General features: G+C 34.7%; 27 protein-coding genes. All 27 read right to left on the bottom strand.

Annotated elements, in window-relative coordinates; translation table 11 throughout:
- Nucleotides 1–89: 89 nt before the first annotated feature.
- The 27 genes from CCY97_RS04285 to CCY97_RS04160 all read right to left on the bottom strand — a co-directional run bounded on the left by CCY97_RS04285 (nt 90) and on the right by CCY97_RS04160 (nt 22935).
- Nucleotides 90–1103, bottom strand: coding sequence for a site-specific integrase (locus CCY97_RS04285; RefSeq protein WP_112064255.1), 1014 nt, complete (start codon nt 1101–1103; stop codon nt 90–92).
- A 224-nt stretch (nt 1104–1327) separates the two neighbouring features.
- Nucleotides 1328–1747, bottom strand: a complete 420-nt coding sequence (ssb, locus tag CCY97_RS04280; protein WP_112064254.1) for a single-stranded DNA-binding protein — start codon at nt 1745–1747, stop codon at nt 1328–1330.
- 58 nt (nt 1748–1805) lie between these two features.
- Nucleotides 1806–2777 (bottom strand): ArdC-like ssDNA-binding domain-containing protein, encoded by a 972-nt coding sequence (locus CCY97_RS04275; RefSeq protein WP_112064253.1) that lies wholly within the window; start codon nt 2775–2777, stop codon nt 1806–1808.
- A 12-nt stretch (nt 2778–2789) separates the two neighbouring features.
- A complete protein-coding gene (locus CCY97_RS08240; protein WP_181562817.1) occupies nt 2790–2936 on the bottom strand; it encodes a hypothetical protein in 147 nt (48 codons plus the stop codon).
- A gap of 119 nt (nt 2937–3055) precedes the next feature.
- Nucleotides 3056–3304, bottom strand: a complete 249-nt coding sequence (locus CCY97_RS04270; RefSeq protein ID WP_112064252.1) for a hypothetical protein — start codon at nt 3302–3304, stop codon at nt 3056–3058.
- Nucleotides 3305–3351: 47 nt separating this feature from the next.
- Nucleotides 3352–3564 carry a hypothetical protein gene (locus CCY97_RS04265; protein ID WP_112064251.1) on the bottom strand — a complete coding sequence of 71 codons (213 nt, stop codon included), beginning with the start codon at nt 3562–3564 and terminating at the stop codon, nt 3352–3354.
- A 275-nt stretch (nt 3565–3839) separates the two neighbouring features.
- Nucleotides 3840–4388 (bottom strand): DUF5131 family protein, encoded by a 549-nt coding sequence (locus tag CCY97_RS04255; RefSeq protein WP_112064249.1) that lies wholly within the window; start codon nt 4386–4388, stop codon nt 3840–3842.
- Nucleotides 4385–4636: a DUF5131 family protein gene (locus CCY97_RS04250; protein WP_112064248.1), complete on the bottom strand. Its 252-nt coding sequence runs from the start codon at nt 4634–4636 to the stop codon at nt 4385–4387. The genes CCY97_RS04255 and CCY97_RS04250 overlap by 4 nt, the downstream gene beginning before the upstream one ends.
- 382 nt (nt 4637–5018) lie before the next feature.
- The gene (locus tag CCY97_RS08235; RefSeq protein ID WP_181562816.1) at nt 5019–5165 is read right to left on the bottom strand and encodes a hypothetical protein; all 147 of its coding nucleotides are present in this window, start codon (nt 5163–5165) and stop codon (nt 5019–5021) included.
- A gap of 23 nt (nt 5166–5188) precedes the next feature.
- Nucleotides 5189–5713 carry a hypothetical protein gene (locus CCY97_RS04240; RefSeq protein ID WP_112064246.1) on the bottom strand — a complete coding sequence of 175 codons (525 nt, stop codon included), beginning with the start codon at nt 5711–5713 and terminating at the stop codon, nt 5189–5191.
- Between the two features lie 371 nt (nt 5714–6084).
- Entirely contained in the window at nt 6085–7251 is a 1167-nt protein-coding gene (locus CCY97_RS04235) for a toprim domain-containing protein (RefSeq protein ID WP_112064245.1), read from the bottom strand.
- Between the two features lie 9 nt (nt 7252–7260).
- Nucleotides 7261–8322 (bottom strand): zincin-like metallopeptidase domain-containing protein, encoded by a 1062-nt coding sequence (locus CCY97_RS04230; RefSeq protein WP_181562815.1) that lies wholly within the window; start codon nt 8320–8322, stop codon nt 7261–7263.
- 128 nt (nt 8323–8450) lie between these two features.
- Nucleotides 8451–9734, bottom strand: coding sequence for a hypothetical protein (locus CCY97_RS04225; protein ID WP_112064243.1), 1284 nt, complete (start codon nt 9732–9734; stop codon nt 8451–8453).
- Nucleotides 9735–9958: 224 nt separating this feature from the next.
- Nucleotides 9959–11524 (bottom strand): DUF4942 domain-containing protein, encoded by a 1566-nt coding sequence (locus CCY97_RS04220; RefSeq protein ID WP_112064242.1) that lies wholly within the window; start codon nt 11522–11524, stop codon nt 9959–9961.
- Between the two features lie 2 nt (nt 11525–11526).
- Nucleotides 11527–11751 carry a hypothetical protein gene (locus CCY97_RS04215; RefSeq protein ID WP_112064241.1) on the bottom strand — a complete coding sequence of 75 codons (225 nt, stop codon included), beginning with the start codon at nt 11749–11751 and terminating at the stop codon, nt 11527–11529.
- A 177-nt stretch (nt 11752–11928) separates the two neighbouring features.
- The gene (locus tag CCY97_RS04210; RefSeq protein ID WP_112064240.1) at nt 11929–13119 is read right to left on the bottom strand and encodes a hypothetical protein; all 1191 of its coding nucleotides are present in this window, start codon (nt 13117–13119) and stop codon (nt 11929–11931) included.
- A 271-nt stretch (nt 13120–13390) separates the two neighbouring features.
- Nucleotides 13391–13837 carry a VapD gene (locus tag CCY97_RS04205; RefSeq protein WP_112064239.1) on the bottom strand — a complete coding sequence of 149 codons (447 nt, stop codon included), beginning with the start codon at nt 13835–13837 and terminating at the stop codon, nt 13391–13393.
- Nucleotides 13828–14151, bottom strand: a complete 324-nt coding sequence (locus CCY97_RS04200; protein ID WP_112064238.1) for a hypothetical protein — start codon at nt 14149–14151, stop codon at nt 13828–13830. The genes CCY97_RS04205 and CCY97_RS04200 overlap by 10 nt, the downstream gene beginning before the upstream one ends.
- Before the next feature lie 153 nt (nt 14152–14304).
- A complete protein-coding gene (locus CCY97_RS04195) occupies nt 14305–15153 on the bottom strand; it encodes an outer membrane beta-barrel protein (RefSeq protein WP_112064237.1) in 849 nt (282 codons plus the stop codon).
- 267 nt (nt 15154–15420) lie between these two features.
- Entirely contained in the window at nt 15421–15648 is a 228-nt protein-coding gene (locus tag CCY97_RS04190) for a hypothetical protein (protein WP_112064236.1), read from the bottom strand.
- Between the two features lie 356 nt (nt 15649–16004).
- On the bottom strand, nt 16005–16286 hold the full coding sequence (locus CCY97_RS04185) for a thermonuclease family protein (protein WP_258456967.1): 282 nt from the start codon (nt 16284–16286) through the stop codon (nt 16005–16007).
- A 146-nt stretch (nt 16287–16432) separates the two neighbouring features.
- A complete protein-coding gene (locus CCY97_RS04180) occupies nt 16433–18292 on the bottom strand; it encodes a type IA DNA topoisomerase (protein ID WP_112064234.1) in 1860 nt (619 codons plus the stop codon).
- A 280-nt stretch (nt 18293–18572) separates the two neighbouring features.
- Nucleotides 18573–18731 carry a hypothetical protein gene (locus tag CCY97_RS08230; RefSeq protein WP_181562814.1) on the bottom strand — a complete coding sequence of 53 codons (159 nt, stop codon included), beginning with the start codon at nt 18729–18731 and terminating at the stop codon, nt 18573–18575.
- Between the two features lie 49 nt (nt 18732–18780).
- Nucleotides 18781–21213, bottom strand: coding sequence for a type IV secretory system conjugative DNA transfer family protein (locus CCY97_RS04175; RefSeq protein ID WP_112064233.1), 2433 nt, complete (start codon nt 21211–21213; stop codon nt 18781–18783).
- Between the two features lie 12 nt (nt 21214–21225).
- Nucleotides 21226–21711: a hypothetical protein gene (locus CCY97_RS04170; RefSeq protein ID WP_112064232.1), complete on the bottom strand. Its 486-nt coding sequence runs from the start codon at nt 21709–21711 to the stop codon at nt 21226–21228.
- Nucleotides 21692–22648, bottom strand: a complete 957-nt coding sequence (locus CCY97_RS04165) for an ATPase, T2SS/T4P/T4SS family (RefSeq protein WP_112064231.1) — start codon at nt 22646–22648, stop codon at nt 21692–21694. Before CCY97_RS04165 ends, CCY97_RS04170 begins: the two co-directional genes overlap by 20 nt.
- Nucleotides 22649–22677: 29 nt before the next feature.
- Complete coding sequence (locus tag CCY97_RS04160; RefSeq protein WP_112064230.1) at nt 22678–22935, bottom strand: hypothetical protein; 258 nt, start codon at nt 22933–22935, stop codon at nt 22678–22680.
- Nucleotides 22936–22978 lie beyond the last annotated feature (43 nt).

The following is a 22978-nucleotide window of genomic DNA, read 5'->3' as shown; positions in this document are numbered from 1 at the left end:
TTAAACATAATACATATAATGTATTATGTTGTAGTATGTTGTAATGTATTTAAAATACTACATTATACGCAGTATGCATCACATAACTTTTAAAATAGCTCAGCCACCTTTTCATGTGTGTCTGGATTTATATGGATATAAATTTGTGTAGTGTTAATATTGGTATGCCCTAGCATTTGACTTGTTAGCACAATATCCTTAAGACTCCTGTAAATAAATGAGGCGTAAGAATGGCGCAAAAGATGCAAACAATTTCCACGCGATTGGACAGAATCTATTTTTTTGAGCAATGGCTTTAGGCTATAGCATGTTCTTGGTGCTTCATTAGTATTTCTTAATTGGAATAGATATTGAGACTTGCATTGTAGCTCTTCGCGTAAAGCAATGTATTTTTCTAATAATGTGCCTATATGTTCTTTTTTAATCGATACAAAGCGTTCTCTCGCACATTTTCCGTTGATTCTAAAGACATAAACAAGTCCATCATTTCTTATGTCCTCCAACTTTAAGCGTGATACTTCCCTTGAGCGGATTCCTGTGTAATAGACTAAAAAGATAGCTAATTTGCGCTTGATTTGAAAAATATTATACTCTTCCATTTTTATGGCATGTTGCAAAAATGCCTTGTATTGATGGTCATTTAAAAAATTAGGGAGCGCTTTATTGTGCAAAAACTTCATAGAAATATCTTTAAGATTCTTTGCTTGAATACCTTGTGATGGGAGATATTTCAAAAATAGATTAACAATCATGGCTTTTTGTTTGATGCTAGAAGATTTAAGTCTTTTTGTGAGATTAAAAAAATAATCCACATATAGCTTGTCTTCCATATTTGGCTCAAAATACCCATTTCTTTTAAATTGATACTCTAAAAAATCTATAATAGCAACTAAATTGCGTGCGCTAATAATGCCAAGTTTGCACGCTTTTGATAGAAAAACTTTTATTTCCCTAAGACTCTTAAAATCATAACTTGCCAACAAAAAAATCGCAACTTTGTGAGAATCAAATACTGAATTTTGAGAAAAGCCCTTTGCTTTTAGTATCACAAAATCCCCTAGTAACTTTACACACTCTTCCATGTTTAGTCTTTTATTTTCCATAACAAACTCCTTTTTATTTGGTTAGTGTGTAATTATAAAGCACCCATATGCCAAAAAATCTTTAAAAGCACACCTTTGAGGCATGCTTTTCCCTTATAAAGGTGATTTTAAAAATCTTAGAGTTTTTAGGTATCTCAATAAAGAATATGCAGAGAGATTTTAAATAGGTTTAAAATCAAAAGATCTTAAGAATCTTTTGACAAAAGCCTTTTAATTTGTAGATTTTATGGGTTTGGTTGATTGATAATGTTTGTTACTTCTTGCGCGCTTATGTGTTGTGTTTGTTGATTAGGAGGCTGTTGATTTGGTTGCGTAAGAGGTGTGTTTTTTTGGATTATATGCAGTTTGCTTGCAATAATAGTGATTTTAGAGTGCTTTTGCCCCTCTTTTTCCCAAGAATCTTGATTAAGTGAGCCTTGTAAGAATACAAGCGTGCCTTTTTTTAATGAAGTTAAGATTTTTTGGGCGTAATTGCCATAAATAATCACTTCAAAAAACATTGCTTTTTCTTCGATATTGCCTCTTTCGTTTTTAAAACGCTTATTGTAAGCGACACTAAAATTTACACATGGTGTTTGTTTTGCTCCGATATAGCGTATTTGTGCATCTGCACTTAAGTAGCCTCTTAATATAATCGTGTTCATTGTTTTGCTCCTTTTTTTGATTTGTATGGTGCGGGATAAGTCCCGCTTTTTAAGATTGTTATCTATTCATGTCTTTGTTTTTCTTTATGGCAGTCTTTTTGTCTTTTGTTTGATTTTTATTGCTTTGCGTCTGAGATTCTTTTGTATGTTCGTTAGTTTCGGTTTTTGTGTTATTTACGATATTAGTAGCAATTTTTTGCACTTGCTCTTTTTGGACTTCATTAAGTCCTCTTGGAACGATGAAATCTTTGCCTTGATTTTGTGCCTTAAAATATTCCTCGATTTGTTCCCTTGTTGTAGGTTTTAGCTCTTTTGCGATGTCTTCAAACACAATTTTTTTGACATTAGCCTCGTAATCCTTTGCATTTTTGAGTATGTGCTTGTATTCTCTACTTTTATCAAGCTCCTTGAATTTGCTCTTATCAAGGCTGGGGCATTCTGCCACATTATAAAGAAGCTCTGTCCTATAGATTGGTGTTTCAAGCTCTCTGGTCTCTGTTTTAATATTCATAAAAGGCTCATTGGTCTTTGGGTTGATTTTTGGTTGATTTGTCTTTTTGTCAATTTGAGACACTAGCTCATATTCAAAAAGTGGCTCATTATTTTTACCAATTCTTTGGTTGCCTTTTTCGTCAAGCAAAGGGACTTTTTGTCCATTCTCGTCAAGCTTATGCAAAGGCACAACGATTTTCTTTTGTAGATAAGAAATCTTTACAGCCTTTTCTCGCCAATTCTGCTTAATATTTTTAATATCTTGCGGGTCAGCTTTTAGTATCTCCATTTCTTTAAGACTAAGCCATTGATTAGTAGGGTATTTAGATTCTGCTTTCTTTATATCCAAAAGCAAAGAATTTAAGCCCTCATAAGAACTTCCTGTGCTGGGATTATAAGCCCTTGACATATCTTGTGCCTTTTGGTCGTGCATAAATGGCACTTTATAATCGCCATTCACTTGCCCCGCAATAGTTTGAGCGATACTAAAAATCGCATTTTTCTTTATAGATTCTCTGATTTCTTCATAAGTTGCCATGATTTCCTCCTTTTAGTTAATGTTTAATTCTTCTAACAAATTTTGATTTTCAAAGTCTGCGCTTGCTTGAATCTCTTCATCGCTTAGTAGAGACACTCCATACTGAAAAAGCTTTGCAGTATCTAGTTGTGATACTTCTAAGATAACTTCTTGGGACATTGGATACTCCTTGTGGTGTTAAAATATGTTGTTTCAAACTTCTAAAAAATTTGAAAAACAAAGCAATTCTAGGATTTTTTACAATCAAAAACATGCACATGTCAAAATACGCTTTTTGACTATACACATAAAGCGATACTATGAGGGGTGAAGGGAGAATTTGTTGTCAGTATTTCAATGTTTATAGGCTCTTTTTTTTCAAAAGCTAGGCCAAAAGTTTTCAAGCACTCTTGCCCTTCTTTGCTTAGTGCGCTTAAAGGTATTTGCGCTAAAAATTCCTCTATGTATTGCGGGTAATACATAGCACTACTTACAATTACTTTCTCTAAAGAAGAAGTAAGATCTAGGTTATTTTGTTCTTTTCTCATGACTTAGACTTATCTTGTGTTTTTCTTGTGCTTTTGGTAGATTGTTGCTAAAACAATACTGGGTCATCATCAGAAAGTGAATCTATAAAGTTTTCAACATCGCCTACATTTTCTAATGTTTGTTGAAAAATGTGTAATATTTTAACTAGCGCGTCTTTCTCTCTTTGGCTAAACTTTATGATTTCATTAATATCACCATGGATAAGTTCGCTGCATTGTTCCAAGTCTTGCAATAGATTCCAGTATCTACAAGATTTCATTTCTACCTCCTTTTTCGTAGCAATTTTTACAAAATTTACAATCTGTGCAATTGTGGCATTTTTCACAATTTTCGCAATCTCTGCAAAATTTACAACCTATGCAATTTATACAACCTTTGCAATATATGCAATCTACACAATTTATACAACCTTCGCAATTAACTAAGCTCTTAGAGTGTTGTAAGGCTTCTACTTGTGTGTAGAGTATAGTATTCCATTTGTTACGATTCTCATCGACCCAATACCCATCGATTTTTTCCATTTCTAGCTCCTTTTTAATCTTTTGGGAATTCTTTTGTGTTTTCAATTTTGTGCAAAAGATTATTATCAATACCTTGCATTGATAATTTGATTTTTTTCTCACAATCTCCCCATTGTTTAAAGAAAAATGGAGTTTGGGTTTTTTGGCATTGTGAGTATATGTCTTTGACCCACTCATACTGCATTGTTCTGCCCTTTTTATGGGCTTTTTCACCACCAACTATTACCCAATCTAATTTATCTATATATTTGCTTAGATTGAGATTCTCTAAAAGTGGCTCACAAGATACAAAAATCTTAATATCTTTGTCTGCAAATCCTTTAATTTCTTGTTTCAAATACACTAACCAATCTACTCGCTCATCTACCATTGCTTGATTTTCAGCAGTAACACCTAACCAAATATTAGGAGTTATTAGCTCTTTGAATTCAATTAAGAAGCTATACATTCTCATATGTCTTTTGGTTAGCACTTGAAAAGTTACATCATTTCTAGCACCCATTAGATTAAAAAGCATTTTTAAGTGGTTATCACTTATTTGACTATGAAAGGTATCACTCATAGAATCACAAAGACTTTGCACCCACTAGGATATTTTTTGAAGTTAAAAATATGCCCTAACATATCGGTATGGAATATCACACTATCCCAACCGCTTATGTATTTTTCACTGCCCTTGATGCCTTTTTTAGCCATTCCTTGTAATCTATTAGTCATAGATTTTGCATAGCAATTTTGACAAGCTGGGCTAGTTTGCGTGCAACCTGTGATGACATTCCAAGTTTTGTCAGTCCATTCTATTTTGCTCATATAGCTCCCTTTGATTTGTAATGACGACGATTTTCGCAACCATTGCAATCACTTAAGGCTCTGCAATGCGTGCAATTTTTGCACATACTACAAAAATTACAATGTCTGCAAGACATGCAACGGAAGCAACCTAAACAATTGTCGCAACCTAAGCAATTGTTGCAATGTTCGCAATTGTGGCACGCTACGCAATCGATACAATTTTCGCATTTTGTGCAGTCTGTGCAATTTTCGCATTTTGTGCAATACTTGCAGCCTATACAATTAATGCAATCTTTACAATTCATTAAGCTAGCAGAGTAGCCTAATGCTTGCTCTTTAGTATAAAAAGTAGAATCCCATTTGTTGCGATTCTTATCGACCCAGTACCCTTTCACTTTTTTCATGTAACCTCCTTTATTGGTTTATAGGCTCTTCTTAACCCAAGTGCTTGATAAATAAGCGTATCTTTGCCCGCATAGTTGATAAACTCGCCTTTTGCTCGCTCTTTAAAGCGGGGGTGTTGATATGATTTTTGCACTGCTCGCATGTGATACCTCCTTTGCTAGCACTTTAGGCGCTAGCTTGCTGATAATGATTGATGAGCTTTTGACAAAGAGAACTTATTACTTGCTCTTTCTCTTTGATGAGTTTAGCCCTATTGAGTGCTTCTTTAATGCTATTTAAGCCCTTTAGCTTGTGTGATTTCAACTCTGCAAGCTCTTGTCTGCTCTTTTGTATTTTTTTCTTGTATTGATACATAAGCCCATAAGTTGAAAAGTGCAAACAATTAGCCTTAAATTGGGAATCTGCCCTATGTAATAACGCGCTCACATACGACAAGCTAGGTCGCTTTACTGCTTTTTTGTCTGAAATACCATTATGAGAATCTACGCAATCCCTGAAATATTCGTATTCCCCACACTCACTAATTCTAAAAAGTTGCCCTTGTTGGACTTTAGGACTAATAAATTCCTTAAATGCCTTACTTCTTTTCACTCTTTGTAAAATGAACTTATCTTGCTCATTTGCTGAAAGCCCACTAAAGTAATCTCTCGCCCTAGAATTTAGAATGCTTGTAACTTCTGCTTTGCACATAATCAACTCCTTTTGTTTTTGTAGTCATATTATAGACAAACCACATACCTAAAAAGCCCTAAATAAGCCAACTTACAGCACTTTATCCCTTATAAAAAGTTATAAAGTTTAAAACTTAGGATTTAGAATTTATTAGAGAATAATTTAATCTAGGAATATGTGTTAATGTTGGCAGAATATAGAATTAACAAGAAAGGTCAATTACCTTTCCTTACCTTTGGGTTTATCTTTTGATTTAGATTTATGGGGTTTAGTTTGTGATTTTGTTTGTGGTATTTCGTATGATTTACTTTTTTAAGTGCTTGTAGCCACAGCTCGCCTAATTTTTTTAATTCTTCATCATTTTGCATAGTTTTTACCTTTTAAAAAAATTAAATCTCAAAATTTTTTACACGCTTATGTTTTCTTAAGTCATTGAATTTTTGCTTTGTTTCATCGCTAAAGGGATAGAGAGAATTAGCTGTTCGCAAGTCTTTTAAGAATTTAGCTCTTATCGCCGGATCTTTCTTACCGCGATAATAAAGCATCTTTTGTTGCGCCCATTCTTGGTAGGATTCTTGGTTAAAGTTTTTTAGATTTGTGATATTCTTAAGCCTTAAATCATCGTTACAATCCTTACTAAAGGGCTTATAGACATTTGGAAGCTTTTTAAACTCTTTTAGAATAAAATTTTGCATCTCCTCTGTATAGGCGTGTCCCTTTTCATCATTGTCAAATGCTAAAGAAATTTTTGTGTTTGATAACTTCTCAAGTATTGGTTTAAAGCTGTGTTTGATTTCATTAAAACTACCCGCAGTAGATAAAAAAAGTGTCTCTTTTGGGTCAAATTTATGTTTATACATTTGCCCCAACGCCAAAGAATCAAAGATAGATTCAGAGATGATAACATTGCGGATTGCCTTAGGGTCTTTATTGATATTTAGAATCTCTATGCCTTTTTTGCCATATTGGAGGCTTTTAATAGGCTTTTCTAGCAGATTTCCATCTCTATCTTTGGTAATTGGTATATTAAGGCGTTTTGTGTAACCACAAATAAGAATATAACCATCTTCGTTGCTAGGGTGAGATTGAAGCTTATAATTTGGTATCACAAGATTAGAGTAATTATCCTGTTTAAGGATTGATTGAAATTCAAGCATATAATTAACATCAAAGCCTCTATGTTTTAAAAGCGCATTGTTAGCAATATCGCACGCCTCAAATGTTTTGTATTCCTCGTTATGCTTTAAAGGATTGCTTTGAGCGCGAAAATATTCAAGTTTATAGCTTCCATTGATTTTTATCGCAGAATCATAATTTGCAATGAGCTTTTTAATATCTAGCTTGTGGATTCTTGCAAACGAGATAATATTGCCCCTGTCTATATCATCTTGGGGATTAAAATACAAATAATTTTCCCCTTTTTTAGTAACAATCAGCTTCTCGCCATTTTGTGGATTCTTAAGGCAGGGATATTTACTTGATGATTTGCTTCTATCAAGCAAATAGCCATTAGCTAGTAATACCTCATGGAGTGGGAGCTTAGTTAAATCTTGCATACATACCCCCTACCTACCTAAGGATTTTGCACTTTTAGCTTTTTTTACAGCCTTTTTAGGTGGTATGATGGCATTTTCATTCTTTTCTTGCTGTGGTTTTTTATCGAGGCTTTGTTGATGATTAATTTGTAGTTCTTTGGGATACCAATGTTCTTTTACATAATTTACCATTTTGATAGAATCTTTAATGGCTTTTGAAATCTCGCTTTTATCTTCTTTTAAGATTGTAAGCCAGTTTCCCACATAAGAAGCATGATTTTTTAGCTCATAATCAATTCCTAGCTCCATTGCCTGCAAAAAGGAGTAAAGCTCAGCGCGCAATTCCTCTTTGGCATATTCTTGTGTCCCAAAAGAGTTGGTATTGATAAGAGTTGGGCGTGTAAGCCTCTTTTTATGTCCTGTGGCATGTCCTAACTCGTGCAGGGCTGTTGAGTAGTATTCTTCTTCAGAAAGGAAGCTTGTTTTAGGTGGGAGGTAGATTTTATCATCATAGGGTCTATAAAAAGCCATGTCTTGCTTGTGATGAATAATTTCTACGCCACTATTGCTAAGAATTTGCTCGATATGTGGATTTGGCTCAAATTTATTGCGTGACTTTGGAGTTGGCACTTTAATATTATGTTTTTGTTGATGTTCTTTTAACTTCTCAAGATCAATCTCGCATTGATTAATATTAAACACATTGTGGCTCTTTAGTATGAGTTTATAGCTCTTATCGCCAATTTCTCTGATAAGCGAGGCTTTGCCCTCGTTAATATAGGCATCAATTTCTTCTTGTGTCTTTAGCTCTTCATAGGTAAAAAACACAATGGGTATGGAAATTGAGCCTTTTTTAATCTTTCCGCCTAATTCTTTGACTTGATTAAAGGTGAGGTATTGATTTTCCAAATTGTCATTAATCATTAAACGAAGCGCATTTAAGCCTTTATACTGCGTGCCTGTAAAGGGATTGTAAGGCAGTAATCCATCGTTACGCCAAGGTTTTGTCCATGGCGCAGTGCCATTTTCTAACGCCTTAAGAATTCTATCTTCCAAATCACTTGCAAGTTTTTCTAAAATTTTATTGCTCATTGTTTTCTCCATCCACAACAAATTCACCTAAATAAATAAAATCCTCTGCCTCTTGTGTGGTAAGCTCTATTTCTATGATTTCATTAGATTCTGTATCCATTGATTACTCCTTGTATTTTGAATTAAGCCTACAAGCTCTTACCAACATCTTTGGTAATACTTGGGGCTTTGTTTTGTATGAGATTATTAAGCTTTTGCAAGCTTTCTGGTGTGAGCTTATTAGAATCTTTTTGATTTTTAAGCGACTGTGCGATTTTAGGCACACTTGTCTCTAGTAGCTTTTTATCTAGCGGATTATTTGAAAGGCGCATTTTTTCAGTGCTTTTTGTGATGTCTGCAATACTATTGTTACCAACCTTATTGCCGACATTAGCTCTAATGGTGGCTTCTAAGCCTTTATCTAGGAGCTTGTTATTTTGCAGATTGTATTTCAAGCCTTGCTTTATCATCTCTTTATGCTCACCTGAAAGCTTTGATGGCTCTTTGTGTGATAAAATGAGCAGAACTTTTATTTCATTTTCACCCATGCCATTCTTGCAATAATCCAAAAATTCCTCTTTGAACTTATCCTTTGTCATAGGCATTTCATTGTTTTCAATTCTTTTTTTCTCAAACCAATCTAAAAGGTCAGAAAAATAGGTATTTGTATTGATTTTTTGCGTATCTGCAAGTGATTTGGCCTTTTTGCTCACATTAAGCGTTTGAGCGACTTCATCTTCCAAACTTGCCATAAAGCTCTTGCTCTCATTTACTCGTGCGCGCACGCTTTCCATATCAAGCGTAAAATTTAAAGCCCCTGTCTTGTTAAACTCATTTTGCAGATTCCTTGTCTGCTCTTCAGTTACAAAATACTCTTTTTCGTAAGATGGTGGGGCATTTTCATTGTCTTTGTAGATTCCTAGCTCGCGTAATTCTTCTTCATTTTTTGCCACAAAATCTAGAATCTTATCATTTAGCATAAGCTCAAAGCCTTTTTTGCGCTCAGAGAGACTATCTACCAAAGATATGTCATTTGCTAGTGTTATTGTTTGATTGTCTAGCTCTGTAGAATCTAGCGTTTTGTTCTCTTGCGGGGCTGATATTTCTTGTTGTGTCTCTTGTGTTGGAACTTTGGTTTTTTCTTCAGTTTGTTGCTCTGTCTCTTTTTGTATATCTTTGATTTCATCACTCAAAGAATCTATATGCTCACGCACCTCTAATTCATTTTTTAAATCTTTGGTCTCCTCTTGGAACTTTTCCAAAAAGTTACTAAGCTCTTTCTCTCGCTCCTCTGGCGTGATTTCACTTTCCTTTGCCTCTCTAAGCTCTTCCATGAGCTTTCTTACGAAAATATCTTGATCTCGTGGCATAAGAAAATGAAAAAAACGCATTGTCTCTTTTAGCATTCTGTCAAAACGCACATCATCTTCCATAGAATCCTCCTAAAATGCAGTAAAAATTTGAAAAACAAAGCAATTCTAGGATTTTTTACAATCAAAAACATGCACATGTAAAAGATACGCTTTTTGACTATACACATAAAGCGATACTATGAGGGGTGAAGGGAGAATTTGCTACTGCTAAAAAAGTAGCGTGTTTAAGATATAAGGGAACAGAGGAATTAATTAAGGATAGAGCCCTCCTCCTTTCGTATGATTTAATCTAACAAAGCAAGTTGCTTAAGTGATTCTTGCAAAGGAAGCCCCAAAGGCTTAGAAAACAAGGAGTTTATAATCTCGCTTGAAACATCTTTAAACTCCTCTTTTGCCTCTTGTTTGTTTTTAATCCAATTGCAAAGCCTGCCAACTGCGATATTTAAAGATGCCATAAATTCCTTATTGAACTTAAAATGTGCGTTACGATTATGATAACCTCGTGCCTCAAAAAATGTCTTACAGCCCTCACTATCGCAGTAATCCAGTATGCTTTGTTCTCCCGCATAGATAATATAAGGGATATAATCAATATTAAAGCCTAGATTCCTTGCCACCACGCGTAAATCTTGTAAAAACACGCTTTGAGGCTTGTAGTATTGTGTTTTCTCAATTGCTTCATTAGTAACCACAATTCTATAATCTAGCTTATGGGCTTTGTGTTGATTGTCTTTGAGTGTATAACGCCAGCTATCAGTCTTAAATCTATGATTACTTTTATACTCTAGCGCATTGCCACCTTCCGCCATTCTTTCAAATAAATCTAAATAGCCCTGTTTCATGTATTCATCGGCATTCTTAATAGCCCAAATCACCACATTGTAGATATTTGGCTTGTTAAACTCAATTTCATTTCTTGCTGCTATGTCGCAAGAGATATGCGCTCTATATTTAGAAGTAATTCTATTTGTCAGAGAATCTAGCTTGTTAAATAGCTCGCTCCAATAAAGATTTTTTAAATCCCTTAGTTGCTTTTTAATGCCTTTAATAAGCTTTTCTCTATCAATATTTAAAGATGCAAGAATCTTATAATCAATTGTTTTTAAACTTTCTATTGTCTTAATGTATTTTTGTATATCATCGTTATATCTTTGCACCAAAAAATCTATCAAATCTCCTTGCGCTACTTCTTTGCATTGAGCTTGCAGATTCTCTTTTTCTTCACTTTCAGTCCCAAAATCGTATTGCGCTTTCTCTAGTTTAGTAAAAAGGTCATCTAAGCCAAATTGCCTTTCTAGGGACTGTGTAAAAATATCATCGTATTGTGAAAGAGTAAAAAAGACAATATCAACCTTAGCTCGTGCTTTGCGCTCTGCATTTAAAAAATCGCTACTTGCTAGAATCTCATATTCTAAGTCTTTACGCTCTTGCATAGCTAATTGTATATCCACATCCTCACGCCAACGACTAGGAATAATAAGTGCAATATGTTGTGTGTTGCACTCCCTTAAAATACGCATAGCCCATTGTTTGTATTCAGAATATGGAGGATTGCAAAAAACTAAGTCAAAACGCTTTTCTATAAGTGAAGTGCTATAAAAATCACTTCCCACCACCAAAACATCCTTTGGCATTGTATTAACAAGCAATTGACTTTTTTCAATAGCAAATAAATTGCTACCACCAAAAGCCTTTAATACCCTGCCATCACCCGCACCTATATCTAATATGTCAGCTCTAACTTTCTTGAAACGCTCCTTGATGGTCTCAATCATAGAATCAGTTGTAGGATACCATTCAAAATCTTCTTCTTGCTTTTTTAAATTGTTTATTAACTCATAGCTACTCATTTTTAACCCCTTAAGAATTGATTGTTAATATACTTTTGGACTGCCTCATTCTCGCAAGTGGTCAAGTCGTAATATCTAATGCTTGGCTCAAACCTTTCAAAAAACGCCTTAAGTGCCTCTAAAGATTTTATTTTATTAAAGCGATTGCTTAAGTTCTTGTGCTCGTTTGCGTGTCTTAGCAGAATCTCTTTTATCCCTAAATACTTATTGCTCGTTTGTGTATGCATGACTAACTCCTTTTGTTTTTGTAGTCATATTATAGACAAACCACATACCCAAAAATCCCCAAATAAGCCAACTTACAGCACTTTTTCCCTTATAAAAAACTACAAAGTTTAAAGCTTGGGATTTAGAATCTATTTGTCTTTTGATTTAGTAGATTTTGTTTGTGGCGTTAAAAATATCTAAAACGCAGGGAATCCAAATCTATCTAGCTTTGGTGTGCGCTCCATAAGTGGCTTAGAATTAACATTTGCATTAACACTCTCTTGCATTGCGCTTATTCTTTGATTGTATAAATCAGTATCCATAAGTGTTTGTTTATGAAGCCTTGCTTGCTCTTCAGCTAGTAAATTGGCACTTAATGCCATTGTTTCATTTAAAAATGCAAGATGCCTAGCAATCTCGCGCAAATAATCAATCATTATAAATTCTCTATCAGCTTGAGATTGTGATTTATCACTATTAGAATTGCGCTTTGCCTTTTCGAGCATATTTGCTTCTTGATTCATTATGTAATCTAATTTGAGCAAGATAGGCGTGCATTTTCCTTTATCCTCGTGGCAGTATTTAACGCCGTCCTTTTCCTTTAGATTTATATCTGTAACGCCTAAAGTTTGCTTCATTTGCTCTATTCTTACTTTTAAAGGGAATAGCTTATTTTCAAACTCTTTGCGCTCTTTGAGGTCTTGGGCTACAATTTGTTTGATTTTTTCATGTTGTTTTTGTTTATAAAGCTCATAATCTCCATTAAGCAGTGCGTTTTTAAGCTTGACATCATATTGAGCCATTTCAAGGGCTCTTTTCTGCTTGGCTAATTGTTCGCACATTAACATTGCTAATGGCATACCTTTGATACTATTACTAAGCGTATTTATATCATGGGCGGTTATGTCTGTAAATTCTTCTAGGAGCTTTTGCATATCTGATTTATTTTGAGTTTCTTTACCTGTGCCGATAAGCTCTATACTTGTAGAATCTGGTGTAATCCTACTAAAATCTATTTCGGGGCATTTTTCTTGCAAACGCCTACTGCGGATATTATTTGCCATATCCCAATCTTTTGCAGTTTGCTTGAGGCGCTGGGCATTATTTTTGATAGAAGCAAGAGTGTTGTTCAGATTTTCCACCACTTCCATAGGGCTTGCAATCTTTAGCCCATCTTTTTCCATAAGAGAATTTGCTTTATTCATTATGTTGTTAATTTCATTGAGCTTGTTGATTTGATCATGTGCCTTTTCAAGCATTTCTACATATTTCGCATATTGTTGCATAAGTCCTGCCAAAAGACTGGGGGATTCCACAATCATTCCTGCACCATAAGAAAGTGAAAATGGTAAAAATAAGCTTAGGATTAAAAGAGGTTGAAATTTCATTACTTGCTCTTTATATTGTTAAGGTATAAGCGAGGGGAGAATGGCATAAAGTGTTGTTGTAAAGGTAGCTTTAAGCAATCTCTTTCCTCTAGGTTTGCAAGCCTAGCATTTTTTTAACTTATAAACATGTGTATAAAAAAAGGGGTAGCAAAAAGATATGTATAAAAGTCTTTAGCGTAGTATCATAAGAGATAGAGGGTTAGGATATTGTATCTGAAAAAATATCCTTTTACTTCCCGCAAAATGTTATAAAAACATAGTGTAAGGGTATCTAACGCCCTCTATCTTTCTTATTTGCTTTTATAGAATCTTTATTTAGATTCTGTGATTTAGCGATATTGCCTATTTTTGTTGCACTCTTTTTCGCCAAGTCTTGTCTGCTCTCTAGCTGTAAATTTTGTGCGATGAATTTATCTTTTAATTGTTGCGTGTAGTCAATCATCACAGGTTGGTCATAGCCTCGTATGCTTTTGACACATTTTGGAAACCAAGTAAGCTTTTCACTCATTTTTTCAATGATTCTTCCTAAGTCCTCATCTCTAAATTCGGTTGTAGAATCATACACCGAGCCTTGCATACGCTCAAATTTGTATTTAGCTAAAAAATTCCCTATATCATTATAGGCATTATGCCAATCGCCTTTTAGGTAGTATTCTTGTAAGGCTTTGGTATCTAAGTCAAAGGCTATGGATTTAAGCTTCTTCTCGCTCACGCCCATACTCCCATATCATCTTCCTTAAGAGAAGTAATTAAATCTCCCACATAATTTTCATCGTTGCTATCTCCAAGCCATTCCCAAGTTTTCACATTTTTAGTGAACCAATCACAATGTAAAAGACAATTAAACACCAAAATCCCTAAATGTGCTTGAGCATTCTTTTCTCCTCTAAACTCATAATGATTCTTTGAAACCTTTGTAAGCCCAGCCCTTTGTGTGGCGAGTTCTTCTATCTTTGCATACATCATATCAAGGTCATATATATCCTCACGCAAGATTTTTTCCTCATCAAGCTCAAATCGTGTGCCAAACATCATTAATCCTTTTTTTTAAATTTGCTTTTTATGATTTTACTACCGAAAATCCTGCTAACCTAAAAAGCTAGCAGGATCTAAATTCTAGAATCTATAAAGATACAAAAGCATTATCGCGCTGTTTGTCTGCTACAATCATTTATTACCCATTAGCTAAAATTTATACGCATACGCGATGCTTATAAGATTGTTAGGCGTGGTGACATACTTAACCACACCTCCATTTATATTCTTGTTACCACCATCTACGATACTATAACCCCGATATTTAAAGTTGAGTAAAAATTGATGATGTGTGTTGAGGAAATAATGCAAACCAATGCTGCTTATAAAAGCGGTGTTGGTGTAAGAATCTAACGACAAGTTCATTTGAATATCGTCTGTGTTCTTGTAAAGTCCTTGCCCCAAAAATGTCCCAAACTCATAACCTATGCCGACATTAAGCCCAAAAGTATGTTTTGGTGTAGCGATAAAATCATAGAGATATGAGAGCTCTATCCCATAATGCAAGGCTTGAGATTTGTAATCTACTGTATGTTGTTGGCTTAGTGTTATATCAGAGTTGTAATTTGCATACCCTACATAGCCTTTGAAATTAATCCCCATATTTTGAGCAAAGTAATGTTGATACCCAAAAATAAGGCTAAAAGGGATAGTTGAAGTTTCACCTGAGCCAAAATCATAACTATTTGTACCTGCTATGCTTATATTATTCTTAACACTTGGTGCTATACCTAATTCTGCACCGATAAAACACCCTGTATTTTTATACTCTCCTTTGCAGAATCCTAAAAACCCGCTTCTTTCAACCACAGCAGATCCTACGCTAGATTCTTTTACTTCTTTCCCAGCCTTTAATTGCTCATTCTTTTTCTTTAATTCTAAAAGCTCATTTTCTTTCTTTAGAGCTTCTATCTCTTTTTGCACATCATCAGCAATTGCACTATTGCATCCTAATCCTAAGATTCCCAAAATACAAGCTATTTTTACGCATTTTGTCATTGTGTTTTCCTTTTGTTGTGTTTGTTTTCCTAGTCTTGCGTAAAAAAAGGCGTATATCTTTGCAAAATTAAAAACTTACAAGATGCACGCCAAACCTAATAATGTGCCTCTCGCACTATCTGCTAAAATAAAAAACTAATGAGCCTACTGCACTTCCCAAAAATAAAAACCTATATGCCTACTGCATTCACCTTACTTAAGGCAAAACTAAGAACCCCGCACTGTAGCAAAATACTACTTAAAGTGAAATAAATACAGCTCGCTGCTTTATGATTCTATAAACTCAAGGCTAGCAATATCTTCAGCCTTTAAATTTCCTTGCCACTTGCCATTTTCTAGGAATGCTGTTACCTCAAAGTTGCCCTTGCTATCAGGTAGCACCAACGCTTCATACTCAAAAAGTTCGGAATCTTTTAGATTCTTGCCACTTTGAGCAGAACTCTCAAGATTCCTATTTGTAAGGATTCTAACTCTTTGCATTATTTCATCAAGCATTTTATACCTCCATTTTATTTTTTTATTGCTATAAATTTTGCCTTATGCTTACTCAAACCATTGCTTTAATGTTTTATAGCGTTTTCATCTCAATCTCCTTCAAAATGATATATAAACCTATTCACTTATAATATTCACTATAAATTTGCTCCTTTTAATTTTTCTACCGACATTATAGGACAAACACACACGCACAAATCCCTAAATACAGCCATTTACAGCACTTTATCCCTTAAAAGTATTGCTTTTTCTTGTTTGGGATTTTTACAAAATCTTGTTTTCTTGCAAGATTGATAAAATCTTTTGGAGTGATAAATTTATTATGTTTTCTCATTTTTGCTTCCTTGCAAAATTGTTTATGTTTTCTCTTTTTGATTTTTTCTAAATTCACTTGGTTTGACAGGATTATTTTGCTTCCATAAGCCTCTTTTTTCTGCCCTTGCTTTGATTTCTAAATGTGTATAAGCATTGGAATATTTTCTATACGCCCATGCGTAACCATTTTTTACTTGTTCAGCATTTACATCAATATCATAGCTTTGATTGGATTTGGGCGTGTCTATGCCATAAAGCCTGATTTTGAGATTTTGATTATTGTGTAGTAGGGTGATAGTATCGCCATCATAGACTTTTATCACTTTGCCGCTTATTTCTTTACTTAGTGTGTTAGATATACTTTCTTTATCAATTATTGTAAAGATGACACTTTAGGCAAAGCAAGATTAGGATTCCTATCGTGCCTTGTTTCTTTAGTATTTTTTTGCCATATATGGTATTTTCATTCTTAAACCTTTTCTTTCTTGGGCATTTTTGACAGATTCTCATCAATAAATTTTTTAGCCACGCGATAATCTCTTTCTAGATTCTTAGGCAAGTCAATTCCTAATGTCTGCGCGATACTCTTGCAAAAGTCTAATTGCTTCTCACTTGGTGGATATTCTTTTTTCTCCTTTGGCTCTGCTTTAAGTGCTAAAAAATCCATTTTTGAGTGAATCTCTTTCATAAAATCTAGGTATTTTTTTCCGCCATCCTCGATTTCATCAAGCGCGCACTCCATTTGCTTGGTAAATTCTATGTCCAACAACCATGCGTTTTTGTCTTTTTTAAAAAAATTAATACTTGAGATTCCTAATTTTGTAGGCGCAATTTCACGCCTTTTGTCTTGTGTGATTTGAATATATTCCTTATCTAGCAATTTAGGCAAGTAAGTAGCATAAGTGCTAGGTCTGCCGATACCTGATTTTTCCAGCACTTCTATAAAATCTGCCTCTAAATAGCGTTTTGGTGGATTCTTGTTAATCTCTTTTAAAGTTATCTCACTTAGCGAGATAGAATCTCCCTCTTTATAAGGGAATGAAGCAAAGCTAATATCCTCGTCATCTTTCTCTTCGTCTTTATCATTAAACACACCTAAAAAGCCCTTATCCACAATCTTTTTGAAATTCACCTTAAAATCACTCATTTTGATTTTTCCTAGCATGCTTATTTTTTCATAGATTGCGGGCTTACTTTGGGATAAGAGTGTATTTTTGAAAATGATTGTATAAAGCTTAGTAGCAAGGTTTAAATCCTTAAATTTTTCCTTAGCACAAATGCTTTCTATCTCTTCAAATTTATGACAATGTGTGATTCTTATAGCCTCGTGTGCTTCTGCTTGAGAGTTTTTACCTGCTTTATACTCTGTATATTGATAAGTGTTAGGATAAATGGGGCTAAAAAAGCTTTGTGCCTCTTGTAAAAACTCTTGACTTAAAAATTCAGAATCTGTTCGGATATAAGTAATTAATCCATTTTCAAAGAGTTCTTGGGCGATATTTTGCACACTTTGAGTAGAAATACCTAACTCTTTGCTGGCAACCTTAAGGAGTTTGCTTGTGGTAAATGGCTTTGGTGGATTTGTCTTTGTAGTAGTCTTTTCAATGCTCGATACAAGAATCTTATCAAAGCCTTTTAGTTTATTAACAAGTTGTAACGCTTCATCTTGCTTTGCAAAGCGTAGCTCTTTGTTGTTTTCTATTGCCTTAAAGGCTATGTTTTTAGAATCTATGCAGGCTATTGCTTGCACACCATATTCTTTTTTCTCTTCATCGCTTAGGGATTCAAAAGCCTCTATTTCCTCTTCGCGTTTTGTAATAAGAGAAAGGGCGGGTGTCTGCACTCTACCAGCAGATAGCATTTTATTAAATTGTAAGCCTCTTGTAAGGTGTGGAGAGAGGATAAATCCTATCAATTGGTCGGATACACGCCTGCCTAAAAATGCTTGATAATAGTTAAAATTTGTATCTGCAAAGAGCTTGGCGGAATCTAGTCCTTTCTTAATCCCACTTGGTGTGATTTCGTGGAATTCTGCTCTATAGATTGTTTTGGCGACATTCTTAATCTTTTGATAAAACATGTAGCCTATAGCATAGCCTTCTCTATCGGGGTCTGAAGCGATATACACCACTTCACCTTTAGCCTTTGAGATTGCCTGCATAATGCTTGATTTTTTCTTTTCCATATAATCAAACACTGCGTTATAGCCATTTTCGACTTCAATTTGTTTTAGCTCCATAAAATGCCCTGCAGTGGCAATTACATTGAAGCCTGTGATTTGTTTAATTTTGGCGACTTTGTTTGGGGATTCTATAATGATTAATGGCATGGTGCTCTCCTTTGTGATTTAAAATAATTTTTCCAGCTCTCTAGCATGAGCATTATCTACAATAAGCGTTTTTTTAAGCTCTTGAATGCTTAATTTACGCCCGCCAAAAGACTCGCCAACCATAAATTCTTTCTTATGCTTATCTCTTAGAATGTCGTGCTCATAAATATCTCTACCTTTCTTGTCAATTCCTAGCTACTTATCGATTTGAATATGTGGCGTGTGCGCCTCGATAAGCTCTAGGGCTTTATCTCCAAAATAAAATCTTAGATTCTGCGTGTCAATTACTCTTATTTTTTCCATTTTCTGCCTCCTTTGTTTGGGTTTGTCTTTCTTTTGAAAGCTCTTTGTAGAATCTTTTGCAATATTCCTTAAATGCAGATTCTGCTTGTTTTAAATCTTTAACTTGCTCTAGATTCTTTGGTGCTATCTTCATCATTGCTTCCTTGTATAGAATGAGTTGTTTGGTGTTTATTGGCGCACTGTTTTCACACATCTTTAAAGCTAGTTTCAGAATCTTGCATATCACTAAACTTGCACACAAAGCCCATATCCTTAAGCGGTTTAGTTTCTTTTTGAATATTTACAAAAGTGCTATTTGGTATAGGAGCAGTTACGCTAAGCGGGGCTTTAAGCTTTGCATCAATCATTTTGTCAGTAACTTGATAGACATATTCTTTTCTATCTACAGAATAAAGCTTGTCTATTTCTTGCTGTATTTGTTCTTGTGTCTTGTCTTTAAGCGATTCTTCTAACTTTTGACTTTCTTCTAACAAATAAAGGGCTTTTGCATCATCTGCTTCAGCCTGCGCCCGCAAGTCTGCTTGATTTTCTTGCGGGGTGGTTTCAGTAGTTGGCGTTGGCGCAATCACTGCATTTGCAGATTCTTGTGTGTTTGTAGATTCTTGAGCTTGTGACTCTACTTTGTCCTGTGGAGCTTGCGCTACTACATCTATAGTGGTTTTTTGCGGCAGCAATGCCTTATTTGTAGGGTCATAAGGTAAGTTGCACCTACTTAAAAACTCTTTTTCTTTGTAGTAGTAGCACGCCTTTAGCTTGATAGGTTTTGCTTTAAAGCCCGATACAAGTATAATGATCTCATCGTTTGGAATATTAAGAATATCTTGTGCGGTGATAAGCTCTGTTCCCTCTAGTGAAAAGCTACTTGTCCCACCAAATATCATTGAGCCATCTTTGGTGCTATAACTTCGATTTTCTCTTGTGTATTTGCCTATTTGCTTTGAAACATTTTCCGCAGAATCTGCATCATTCATTTTGAAAAGAATTTGAAATGCTATTGTGTCCGTCATGCTTTTTAAATCATCTTCACCATAGTATTTTTTGATAAGCCCATAGGATTGTGTAATATAGAGTGGCACGACACCATAACTTCTGCAAAGTGCGGGCATTTCAAGTAAGAATGGCATTTTCCCAAATCTAATAAACTCATCTAACACAAGATAGATTCTCTCGCTTGGCTTTTTAGATTCTCTAGTCATAAGATTTTTAGCAATAGATTCCAAAAGCACGCGGATAAGTGATTTTAGTGTATCAATATCAGTTTGAGCGATTTTAATATAAAGGGTTATGTTTCTGCGCCTTAAATCCTCATATTCAAAGCTCATTGAGCTTGTAGCATCGCGCACTTGATAGCTTGTAAATACTGACATAATGCGGTTAAAAGTGGATTTAATGGAAGCAAACTCATTTTCTGCTGACATACTCCACGCTCTTGCATAGTTTCTTACCACTTCATCAAGAGTTTCCATGCCTTTGGCGCGATTTTCTTGTATTTGCTCAAAGCTTTCCTCTACCCAATTAAGCGGGTTTGCAATATCTAAATATTTTTGGTCAGCACATTGTTCGTAAAAAAGCTTTTGCGGATCAGCATCTGCAATAAGCGTTTTTTTGCCTGTTTTTTCATCAATCTCCCATAATCTCTCATAAAAAGGACTATCCTTTTGTATAAGTGGCTTATAATCTTTAATAGGCGCATTTGCAATACTAAAAAAATCACTTTGATTTTTGGTGCAAAGGTCATAGAGTGCATAGAATGTAAAAAGCTCCTTAGCCTTTGACATCCAATGCGGGTCTTGTCCTTGCTCATCTACAAATATGGTATTTGCAATTTCATCGACAAGGCGTTTTTTCTCGTTAAAATTCATTTTTGAGACAATTTTTTTGTCAAAAGGATTGAACTGTAGGTTATTGTCCTTGCCTAATGGATTAAATACATAGATTTCATTTTTAAGAACCTTTTGCCTATATCCAGCAGTCATATCGCAAAGCTCGCCTTTAATATCAAGCACCACGCAACTTGTAGGCAGTGTTAGTAGATTTGGTAATGCGACAGCCGCAGATTTACCCGCACCCGGTGGTGCAACAATAAGCGCGGAAAGTGGAGCATCATAATAGACTTTGCGCTTACGCCATAAATCCTTGTAGATTCCAAGTAAAAAGCCACCTCTTGTAAAATTTGTCTCAAGCATGGGGGTAGTAGTGGTAAGTCCAAAGTCTAAAAATTTACTAAAGGCTTTAGAATAACGCTTAGGTGTAAAGTTAAGTGGATTAATAAGCTCTAATGCATCTTTAAGTAATTTAATAAGACTAAAGGTTGTCTTTTGAATATCATGTGAATTAGCCCAACGCGCCTTACCATGACTATCGCGTTGCTTTTTGTCTTTAAGCAAATAAAACATAAATAATGGAGGAGAGAAAGACATTGCAAATGCAAGATACACAAGGGGTTTAAGGGGTTTTTCTCCTACATTTTGCACAATAAGCCATGCAAAATTTATCAATGTTTCAAAATCATTGATTCCAAAAAACTTGTGTAAGCAAAACAAAAAGGTTGCAGGCATTAGCGCAAGTGCTATTAAAAAATATAAGGGATAGAGTTTTTTATTTTGCAATGCTTCCATAACATAGCCCCTTTAGAGATTTTTGTAGCTTTTTTTGTGTGTTTCAAGCAATTCTAAAAAGTGTTTAAGTAGCGTGCGGAGGTTCAGTAATTCTTCCTTATTAGTGCCAAGAGCTTTTAATACATCTTGCTGAAACTCTGCATTATTAATAAGATTTTCCAGCTCTTGGTTTTGTTGTAACTTAGCAAGATTGAGCGCATAGGCTATTTGGTTGATATTGCTAAAGGTGGCATTTAAATCAAGAAACAATTTCTTATTAAAGTTAATAATATGAGAAATCTTTTGTGATAATTCTTGCTTCTTGTTCAAACAATCCTTAATAAACTCGGAATCTTGATGAGTGATAAGATACTCAATGTAACTTGTAGCGGTGGCATTGTATTTTTCTTGGTATTTTTTTAAAATTTTATAAGATTCTGAGCTTAACAAAAGATTCATCCTCTTGCCCGAGAGTGTTTTATTTTCATAATTCACATTGTTATAGTTTGGTGTTTTCATCTTTGATCCTTCTTGATTTTAAAATATTGGCTAAGTCTTTTTTCACATTTAATACATTATCCACCACACGCCCATCTTTAGTGCGCTTAATTTGAATCACATAATCAATCGCTGCAATGAAGTAATCAACAATTGCTTCATTGGAAACATCATTTGCGCCACTAAATTTAGCGTTCATAGTGATGGCATAAATGGCATCTTCCACGCTATTAGCGTGCAAAGTGCTAATGCTTCCGCTATGTCCTGTGTTATTGAGGCGCAAAAAAAGCATGGTGTTTCTCGTGTCAATCTCGCCTAATAATAATCTATCTGGGCTCATGCGCATGCAGTCATTAAGCGCCTTTTCATAGGTGTAATTTGTTGCTTCGTTTTTTGAGACGACAATTTGCACCTTATTAGGATTCTTAATGTGTAGCTCGGGGCTATCTTCTACGCTCACTATGCGCTCATTAATGCCTATTTCTTCAATAAGAGAATTTGCAAAGGAAGTCTTTCCACTTGCTGTGCCACCGCTGATAAGAATATTTTTCTTGTCACGCACAAGATTTTTTATATCTTCATAGCTAAAGGTGCATTTCTCGCCTAATTTAAAGTTTTCCAATGGAAATTTATGCTCGCTTGGGATTCTTATGTTAATAGAGATTGCATTATTAGCCGTGATACTTGGATGTAGTGCATTTACTCTATACCTTGAATGTGGAATGGAGCATGACAAATGCGGGATCTCGATATTAAAATACAAATTCCGCGCAGTTGCTAATTGCTCGCAAAAATTAAGTAAAAATTGCTCGTTTAGTTCTTCGTCAATAACGCGCTCATACTCGCCATTTTTACCCAACCACAGCTCTTTTTCTTGATTAAAGCAAATCTCGTTAATATCCCTCTGCAAATAAGGATTAAGCTTTAATAACAAAACCTCTAATAATTTATGACGCATGACTTATTCCCTTATTAATGGTTTAGATTCTAAAAGTTGGCTTGCTCGTAGAGTTTTTTAATCTTTAGAATCTTTGCCTCTAGCTTGTTTTTTAGAATATTTAGCTCTTTCATTTCTTTTTGGATTAAGGTCATAATCTTAAATTCATTTTCCTTTTGCTTGATAGAATTTTCAATATTCTTAAACTCTGATGATATTTCAAATACAAAGCCATTAATTTGCTTCTTAGTGGCGTGATTTGCATTGTCTAGTGTGTCCAACTCTTTTTGTCTTAATTCTTCTTGCATGATGTCTCCTTTAAATGTTGTAAGATTTTGGTGTCAATTTTTC

Origin of the sequence: Helicobacter sp. 10-6591, from assembly GCF_003288805.1 — a bacterium.
In the GTDB taxonomy this organism is placed as follows: domain Bacteria; phylum Campylobacterota; class Campylobacteria; order Campylobacterales; family Helicobacteraceae; genus Helicobacter_F.
Note: the sequence above shows the minus strand (reverse complement) of the source record. Positions and strands in the feature narration are given on the sequence as shown.

Excerpts from the sequence above, each read along its gene's own strand:
- CCY97_RS04265 (WP_112064251.1), bottom strand. The coding sequence starts at position 3,564 with ATGAAATCTTGTAGATACTGGAATCTATTGCAAGACTTGGAACAATGC.
- CCY97_RS08230 (WP_181562814.1), bottom strand. The coding sequence starts at position 18,731 with ATGATGAAGATAGCACCAAAGAATCTAGAGCAAGTTAAAGATTTAAAA.
- CCY97_RS04180 (WP_112064234.1), bottom strand. The coding sequence starts at position 18,292 with ATGCCATTAATCATTATAGAATCCCCAAACAAAGTCGCCAAAATTAAA.
- CCY97_RS04160 (WP_112064230.1), bottom strand. The coding sequence starts at position 22,935 with ATGCAAGAAGAATTAAGACAAAAAGAGTTGGACACACTAGACAATGCA.
- CCY97_RS04170 (WP_112064232.1), bottom strand. The coding sequence starts at position 21,711 with ATGAAAACACCAAACTATAACAATGTGAATTATGAAAATAAAACACTC.
- CCY97_RS04235 (WP_112064245.1), bottom strand. The coding sequence starts at position 7,251 with ATGCAAGATTTAACTAAGCTCCCACTCCATGAGGTATTACTAGCTAAT.
- ssb (WP_112064254.1), bottom strand. The coding sequence starts at position 1,747 with ATGAACACGATTATATTAAGAGGCTACTTAAGTGCAGATGCACAAATA.
- CCY97_RS04220 (WP_112064242.1), bottom strand. The coding sequence starts at position 11,524 with ATGAGTAGCTATGAGTTAATAAACAATTTAAAAAAGCAAGAAGAAGAT.
- CCY97_RS04270 (WP_112064252.1), bottom strand. The coding sequence starts at position 3,304 with ATGAGAAAAGAACAAAATAACCTAGATCTTACTTCTTCTTTAGAGAAA.
- CCY97_RS04195 (WP_112064237.1), bottom strand. The coding sequence starts at position 15,153 with ATGACAAAATGCGTAAAAATAGCTTGTATTTTGGGAATCTTAGGATTA.
- CCY97_RS04255 (WP_112064249.1), bottom strand. The coding sequence starts at position 4,388 with ATGAGTGATACCTTTCATAGTCAAATAAGTGATAACCACTTAAAAATG.
- CCY97_RS04225 (WP_112064243.1), bottom strand. The coding sequence starts at position 9,734 with ATGGAAGATGATGTGCGTTTTGACAGAATGCTAAAAGAGACAATGCGT.
- CCY97_RS04205 (WP_112064239.1), bottom strand. The coding sequence starts at position 13,837 with ATGGGCGTGAGCGAGAAGAAGCTTAAATCCATAGCCTTTGACTTAGAT.
- CCY97_RS04200 (WP_112064238.1), bottom strand. The coding sequence starts at position 14,151 with ATGTTTGGCACACGATTTGAGCTTGATGAGGAAAAAATCTTGCGTGAG.
- CCY97_RS08235 (WP_181562816.1), bottom strand. The coding sequence starts at position 5,165 with ATGCGAGCAGTGCAAAAATCATATCAACACCCCCGCTTTAAAGAGCGA.
- CCY97_RS04285 (WP_112064255.1), bottom strand. The coding sequence starts at position 1,103 with ATGGAAAATAAAAGACTAAACATGGAAGAGTGTGTAAAGTTACTAGGG.
- CCY97_RS04275 (WP_112064253.1), bottom strand. The coding sequence starts at position 2,777 with ATGGCAACTTATGAAGAAATCAGAGAATCTATAAAGAAAAATGCGATT.
- CCY97_RS04240 (WP_112064246.1), bottom strand. The coding sequence starts at position 5,713 with ATGTGCAAAGCAGAAGTTACAAGCATTCTAAATTCTAGGGCGAGAGAT.
- CCY97_RS04250 (WP_112064248.1), bottom strand. The coding sequence starts at position 4,636 with ATGAGCAAAATAGAATGGACTGACAAAACTTGGAATGTCATCACAGGT.
- CCY97_RS04190 (WP_112064236.1), bottom strand. The coding sequence starts at position 15,648 with ATGCTTGATGAAATAATGCAAAGAGTTAGAATCCTTACAAATAGGAAT.
- CCY97_RS04210 (WP_112064240.1), bottom strand. The coding sequence starts at position 13,119 with ATGAAATTTCAACCTCTTTTAATCCTAAGCTTATTTTTACCATTTTCA.
- CCY97_RS04215 (WP_112064241.1), bottom strand. The coding sequence starts at position 11,751 with ATGCATACACAAACGAGCAATAAGTATTTAGGGATAAAAGAGATTCTG.
- CCY97_RS04230 (WP_181562815.1), bottom strand. The coding sequence starts at position 8,322 with ATGAGCAATAAAATTTTAGAAAAACTTGCAAGTGATTTGGAAGATAGA.
- CCY97_RS04165 (WP_112064231.1), bottom strand. The coding sequence starts at position 22,648 with ATGCGTCATAAATTATTAGAGGTTTTGTTATTAAAGCTTAATCCTTAT.
- CCY97_RS08240 (WP_181562817.1), bottom strand. The coding sequence starts at position 2,936 with ATGTCCCAAGAAGTTATCTTAGAAGTATCACAACTAGATACTGCAAAG.
- CCY97_RS04175 (WP_112064233.1), bottom strand. The coding sequence starts at position 21,213 with ATGGAAGCATTGCAAAATAAAAAACTCTATCCCTTATATTTTTTAATA.